Here is a 6,264-nt window from a genome sequence, read left to right as displayed (position 1 = left end):
CGATTACATCGAACATTGCTTGGAACAGCTATCTCCCCCCAACTGTGATCTCAATAGTCTCTTACCTTGGCATGTTAATCTAAGCAAGGCGTAGTTCGCCGGACGCTCACGCTTAACAACGTCATTGATGCTGTTTAAAGTCGGGCATGTGTCTTAATCCTTTATGCTTGAATACGGTGGTAGTGCATTGGCATATTTTGTGATGAAGGTTCAATAGATAGGTGTTTAAATTGCTCACGCGTATATTCACATGTCCCAAGGTTATTTAATCAAAGCAACACACTGCTTTGACTTGTGATTTGCTTTTGGCTTTGAGATCCCCATCGGAGTTACCGAAATAAAGAGTTGAAAATATCGTGAGTGTGAGCATGGATGTTCAACTAGTTTTCGCGGGGCAGGACGCCCCATCGGAAACGATAGAATATTTTCAATGAAGTATGAGGATAACAACTTCGTCTGGGGCTGCAAGGACTATTTACCTCAAAATAAGCAAGAGGGGGCGAAGGTGACAACGTCACCTCTTTGAGCGAGAGATAGGGATATCGAACTGGCCTTTAAATAAGGATATTGTTTGCTGTAGATCCCCTTTTGGCCCACTCTTTATTACAGGAAGAGATGAGAACACACTACTTGCAGGTAGGTGCCTTTAATTCACAGTGTGAATGCATCTGTATGCCTTCGGCTTCAAGGATGAAGTCGCAGAGCGCCCATGGACGGGTTTACAGCGTGCTACAGAAGCATTTGCACAACAGCCTGCGGCAGCAATTAACATCAATAAGATTACACGTTGAAAAACACTAGCCAGTACCTATTTTGGCCAAACGCAAATTCATGATAGCCCCAGTGTGAGTGGGAACTCACGACCTTAGCTTGCGGCAAGGAAAACGATGCTTAGCATTAAATATAAACTCCCCACCCTCTTGCTGATCTAGGCCTTAGTTTCAGCTAATAAACACGCCTTTCTTAGGTTTTCCTGTGGGGAATAAGCTCTGATAAGTTGATTTAAACACAGGCTAAACACAGAGTGGTAAGCGCCTAGATTAATGTCTATTTGCCCTTTTAACCCAGGCTTAACCTCTATTGATGTATTCTTTAGCTAGACATAAACTCACTCTTAGCTTTAGTGGAGAATACTGATTATGAAAGATGAAATCATTCTTTATGAATACGAGGGATCCCCTTGTGTACGCAGAGTAAAAATCACTCTCATTGAAAAAGGCTTAACGTTTAAAACTCAGTCTATTGATCTTTCTAGAATGCAACAAAAAAGCCAAGAGTATTTAAGTATTAATCCCAACGGTGTGGTACCGACGCTTAGCCATAACGCTCGGATGATATATGAGTCATCTGTCATTAATGAATACCTTGAAGATCAGTTTCCAACAAATGCGCTATATCCTTCGACAATAGCTGGACTTGCAGAGGTAAAGAAATGGCAAAACGTTGAATTGGCCTTGGCAAAAGTTTGTCGAACGTTGGCGTGGGCCTATGCTATGGGGCCTTTGCAGCACATTAGTTATACTCGAGAAGAATATATTGCCATTGCCGCCAAAACAACCACTAATACAGGACACTTAAATTGGTCTGGTAAGGTTTGGGATCTCGCTATCTTATCGACAGAAGAGCAGAAGCAGCATCAAAATCAATTAATTAAATTTATTGATTTTGTTGAAAGTAGTCTACAAGATAAACATTATCTATTAGGCGCTCTATTTTCTAATGCTGATATTCTGTTATACCCCCGTTTAACGATGCTCTCTTTAGTCGGTATTAACATTAACCAGTTGAACTACCCCAACCTTCAAGCATGGATTAAACGTGTCGCCGCTCGCCCATCGATTCAATTGACACATAATAAATCAATGGACTTACTTTATAATAGTGGCCTCATAGAGAAAATTAATCATATTCTTTACTCAAAAAAGAAAAGAACCATTCAGCAATCTCTGTACCTTTGGGGAATGGGAAAAATTTGTCGTAAAAAATTTAAGGTAAAACAAGCATTACAGGAACATACAGAGGGATTTAATAAAATCTTACTTCCCACTAAAGGTATGGCAACTCAACCATCAAAAGTGAAACGCAAAGCCTTATATGATGTACAAGTGGATAATCATTTGACCTTATATTCTTATAAAGACTCACCTTTGTGCTCAAGAGTGAAGTTAGTACTGGCTATTTTAGAGTTACCTTATACTAATGTTGAAATTAATATGGTCGAATTGGATCATAAACGTAAGCCTTTTACACACTTAAACCCAGCAGCTGAATTGCCTATTTTAAAACATGGTGAAAACCTTATTTTTGATTCCCAATTCATCGTGGAATATCTGTGTTATATCGCCAATAATTTACAGTTGTTTTCTCAAGATAGTTATGAACAAGCACAAATTAAAATGTGGAATGCATTTGATTTAGGCATGCTAAAAGAATATAGACCACTATTTTTCGATTGGATAATGAAAAAAGACAATGGCTCAAATAAAGTCGTAAAAGAGAGCACCAACAACGAATTACCTAAAGAAGATCAAGCATGGTTTAATCATATGCGTGCGGGGACATTATTGACTGATACTGAACGGCAAGGGTATATAGAGATATTTTCTGAAAAGATGAGTTATTTAGATAACCATTTGAATAATAATAATTATCTTGTTACAGATCGTTTTACTTATGCTGATATCGTTCTCTATACGCGGATTGTGACATTTAATGCATTAGGCTTAGGTAAAAGTGTAGCTCACTGTAAAAACATAGAAAAATGGATGACCCATATTGCAGAGCAATTAGCATCCCCATCTTCGGCTTCTTGCTGATTTTAAGGTAAATAACCTGAACTCGGGATAAGCCGCGTCGCTGAATACCGCTATTTTTGCCCCTATCTGTGTTGGAATAACGAGTAATAGCAGGCTATTACGATCGAAACTCCGCCTTGATATCGACAATAATGTCGGCTCTCAGCAGGAAATGAGAGGCTAAACTCACCAGAAAACCTGTAATCGTATGATTTATAAATGAATAAAAGTAAGCCGGACACTCATTATCCCGAGTTCAGGTTAAATAGTCCCTGCAGTCCCAAACTGGCAATAACCAAGACACCCTGAATTATTTATTTTTAATCATGAAGCGCTTTACTTCGTCTGGGGCGGCAAAGGTGATCCAAGAGGGCTAAGGTGACATAGTCACCTCTTTGAGTGAGAAATAGGGATATCGAACTGGCCTTTAGATAAGGATATTGTTTGCTGTCGATCCCCTTTTGGCCCAGTGTGGATGGGAGTCCACGACGTTTCATTAAGTGCAGCTTAATATCCTAAGCCCGGTGTGAATGGGAACTCACGACCTTAGCTTGCGGCAAGCAATAAGTGACATTGAAATGAATAATTCAAATACAATTGTGGATCACCTTTAAAGCGAGCTGTGGGTTAGCATATTTAGAGAAAACCAGTAAATCGCATATGATACAGTATATTAGTGACAAACCTCCTTTACTACATGGATTTTAGATGAAGCCGTTAAGCATTCTTTTGTATCCACTGACCTCAATGCCAATACAGGATTAAATGTGACTGATGCATTTAATAGAATCCCTAGAAAATAATCCTATTTTAGTGGAGCAGTTGAAGATCTTTTTGAGTTGCCTTTAGTACGTAGCCAGTAGGCTTACACGTTAAATAAACGAACGGATCACCATACCAGTGATAAGGCTCCTTATCACTGGTATTTACCGCACATCAATTCAAGTACCTCAATCCAAGCACTTCAATCAATATGTTGTGTATAACTCAAAAATAACGACTGAAAATCAATCATTAAAAATCAAATCTTTATGCTATTGATTAATAATTGAACATAACCTTGCTTTTTAGCAAGTATAAATCCAGGCGTGACTTCTTTTAAATGCGCTTTATAAGCAATCAGCTGTTCTCTAAGTTCACTTAAATCATCACTGTTCTCTGATAAAAAAGAGTGAAAACTAGGATCAATATTCCCTCTATTAATCCATTCATATTTAATTTTTTCTCCAAGAAACTCTGTACTAAATTTATTCACCTGTTGACTACGATTAGTGGTATCTACATTGGCTGGTTTTAATACACCTGTATCATTAAGCCTTCTTAAACTTTTCACATCAAATATGACTTTCTTTCCCGCAATGCTCCCCACGTTATCACCACGGTCAATATCGGTTATGACTAACCCATGATGAGACAATGCTCTATTCACTTCTTGACCAAATAAGATTGCTTCTTGTTTGCTATCAGTCAGACTCATGTCTATTTTTTGAGCTCTAGATGTCAATACCTTATCATCCCAATCGGTATGAGCAACAAATAACGCCTTCATACCGGTTTCGTCGATAACCTCACAAGCATATTTTTCAACACCATAGAGGGTACCGTTAGGATAAAATTTTAAAACTTGATCGTAGTTTTTAGCAACGAGAGTCACTTTAGCACCATCGTGTAGAGTAAGATCATCAATAGAGGTCACTTTTGCATCCTGTATAAAGCGAACAAACTGCTCAAACCTTAATTGATCCGCTGGTTGAAGCCGTGTGGGATCAAAGTTCTCGTTAGACAATGGATTAATAAAAAGCGAGCCTTTTTCCAATAGCAATCTAATGAGTTCAGTGGGGGAGCTGGGTTCAGGAGACATATCAACCTCTATAATGGACTGCACTCCACGAGATTGTAAAACAGATGGGCTTTCTTGTGCCACATCACGCAGTTTAATGGTTTCAGGTAGTGGTGAATGGATTGAAAAGCGCTGGGTTGGCTGAGGTTGTTGTTCTTTAATCTGAAAAATTGGCATCAAACCTGAATCTTCATCAAACTCGTCCATTTCCAAAGGTGTCATTGAAAGTAATTGAAGCTTATCCATCTGAGAGTGGTTAATATCCTCCGGTTCGGAATAAAGCAAAACGATATCAGATGCCTTACAAGGGTTTAATATTGTTGAGCTGGAGATAAAAGTTGTGCCAAATATTGTTGGAAATAGCTGATCATTCCTGTCTTCTCCCAAGCTTTCATTGAATAGAGTCATTGATGGTGTTTGAATTTGATTTAAGTCGGGCATGTGTCTTTGTCCTTTATGCTTGAATACGGTGATAACGCATTGGTCTATTTTGTGATGACGGTTCAATATGTAGCTGTTGAAGTTGCTCACGCGTATATTCACATGTGGTCGCTAATGATTTAATACCTCGAACAAACTGTTCTGGTATGACGGTATGAATATCAAAATTGCGGTAAATATAAATAGTATGCCCGTCATTGCTTAAACCAAATGAATTATGGTGAGATTTAACCCCCATCAATTGAAACTTAAGAAGATACTCAAATAGCGTTAATTTATCGTCACTCGCACTGATACTTTGTACAATAGAGTAGATATGGAGAGTATATTTATCTTTAGAAAGATATACATACAGCTCAATATTATTTTCAAATTTAAAAGTGTAAGCTTCAAGCTTATCCACTACCGATATGTCTACACCATATTGGCGGCTCAGTTCATTAAATAGATTATTAAGCATGGCATTATTAGTCTTTTAACTGTTTTAATGTTGTTAACTTTTTAATATAAGATAATCATCTTCATCTTAGACTGATTTAAAAACACCATTGACTCCCTCACCGCTTACGATAAAGATAAAGACTTTGGCATCAATTCAATATTTCTCGTCACACAGTAAATGAGAGTCTAAGTGAAGTGACTCTTAGATACACTAGTTACTATTACGTTCAATACTCATCAATATACACTAGCATGTGACATAATTTATTAAATAATAAAACAAACGTAACCTTGGATCTTCCAAAAATATGAGGAAGTATCATTTTTTGATTATTTCTATGCCACTCGACGACTCTCATTAGGGCCTACCGCCCTTTAGTGATTAACTTTCATTCAGAATAAAAACTCATCAATGAGCAGCATCACTTTAAGTTAATCACTGACAACGCAGGGAATCGCACAGAAAATATAGAGGAGCAACATGGAACTGCCCTAGAGTATATAAATAAGCCACAAAATGCTGCAGAAACCACCGCCAAAGGTGAGCGTCCGGCGAACTACGCCTTGCTTAGATTAACATGCCAAGGTAAGAGACTATTGAGATCACAGTTGGGGGAAGATAGCTGTTCCAAGCAGTGTTCGATGTAATCGAACGGCGTTAAGCCATTCGCTCTCGCCGTTTCTATGATGCTGTACAACATAGCACTCGCCTCTGCACCACGGTGGTTGTGGTTAAATAACCAGTTT

The 6,264-nt window shown here is 38.3% G+C and carries 5 protein-coding genes; 1 reads left to right on the top strand and 4 read right to left on the bottom strand.

Features of this window, described 5'->3' with window-relative positions; genetic code table 11:
- Positions 1-1,139: 1,139 nt before the first annotated feature.
- Positions 1,140-2,816 (top strand): glutathione S-transferase family protein, encoded by a 1,677-nt coding sequence (locus L2764_RS25340; RefSeq protein WP_248943145.1) that lies wholly within the window; start codon positions 1,140-1,142, stop codon positions 2,814-2,816.
- 299 nt (positions 2,817-3,115) lie between these two features.
- Here L2764_RS25340 and L2764_RS25335 read toward each other — a convergent pair whose 3' ends face one another.
- The 4 genes from L2764_RS25335 to L2764_RS25320 form a co-directional block, all read right to left on the bottom strand.
- A complete protein-coding gene (locus L2764_RS25335; protein ID WP_248943144.1) occupies positions 3,116-3,292 on the bottom strand; it encodes a hypothetical protein in 177 nt (58 codons plus the stop codon).
- A 524-nt stretch (positions 3,293-3,816) separates the two neighbouring features.
- Positions 3,817-5,076 (bottom strand): hypothetical protein, encoded by a 1,260-nt coding sequence (locus tag L2764_RS25330; RefSeq protein ID WP_248943143.1) that lies wholly within the window; start codon positions 5,074-5,076, stop codon positions 3,817-3,819.
- Positions 5,077-5,089: 13 nt separating this feature from the next.
- Positions 5,090-5,536, bottom strand: a complete 447-nt coding sequence (locus L2764_RS25325) for a CesT family type III secretion system chaperone (protein WP_248943142.1) — start codon at positions 5,534-5,536, stop codon at positions 5,090-5,092.
- A gap of 538 nt (positions 5,537-6,074) precedes the next feature.
- The coding region (locus tag L2764_RS25320; RefSeq protein WP_248943141.1) for a transposase domain-containing protein at positions 6,075-6,264 on the bottom strand (190 nt) is incomplete at its 5' end.

Source organism: Shewanella surugensis, from assembly GCF_023284005.1.
GTDB classification, from domain to species: Bacteria; Pseudomonadota; Gammaproteobacteria; order Enterobacterales; family Shewanellaceae; genus Shewanella; species Shewanella surugensis.
Note: the sequence above shows the minus strand (reverse complement) of the source record. Positions and strands in the feature narration are given on the sequence as shown.

Excerpts from the sequence above, each read along its gene's own strand:
- L2764_RS25325 (WP_248943142.1), bottom strand. The coding sequence starts at position 5,536 with ATGCTTAATAATCTATTTAATGAACTGAGCCGCCAATATGGTGTAGAC.
- L2764_RS25340 (WP_248943145.1), top strand. The coding sequence starts at position 1,140 with ATGAAAGATGAAATCATTCTTTATGAATACGAGGGATCCCCTTGTGTA.
- L2764_RS25335 (WP_248943144.1), bottom strand. The coding sequence starts at position 3,292 with ATGAAACGTCGTGGACTCCCATCCACACTGGGCCAAAAGGGGATCGAC.
- L2764_RS25330 (WP_248943143.1), bottom strand. The coding sequence starts at position 5,076 with ATGCCCGACTTAAATCAAATTCAAACACCATCAATGACTCTATTCAAT.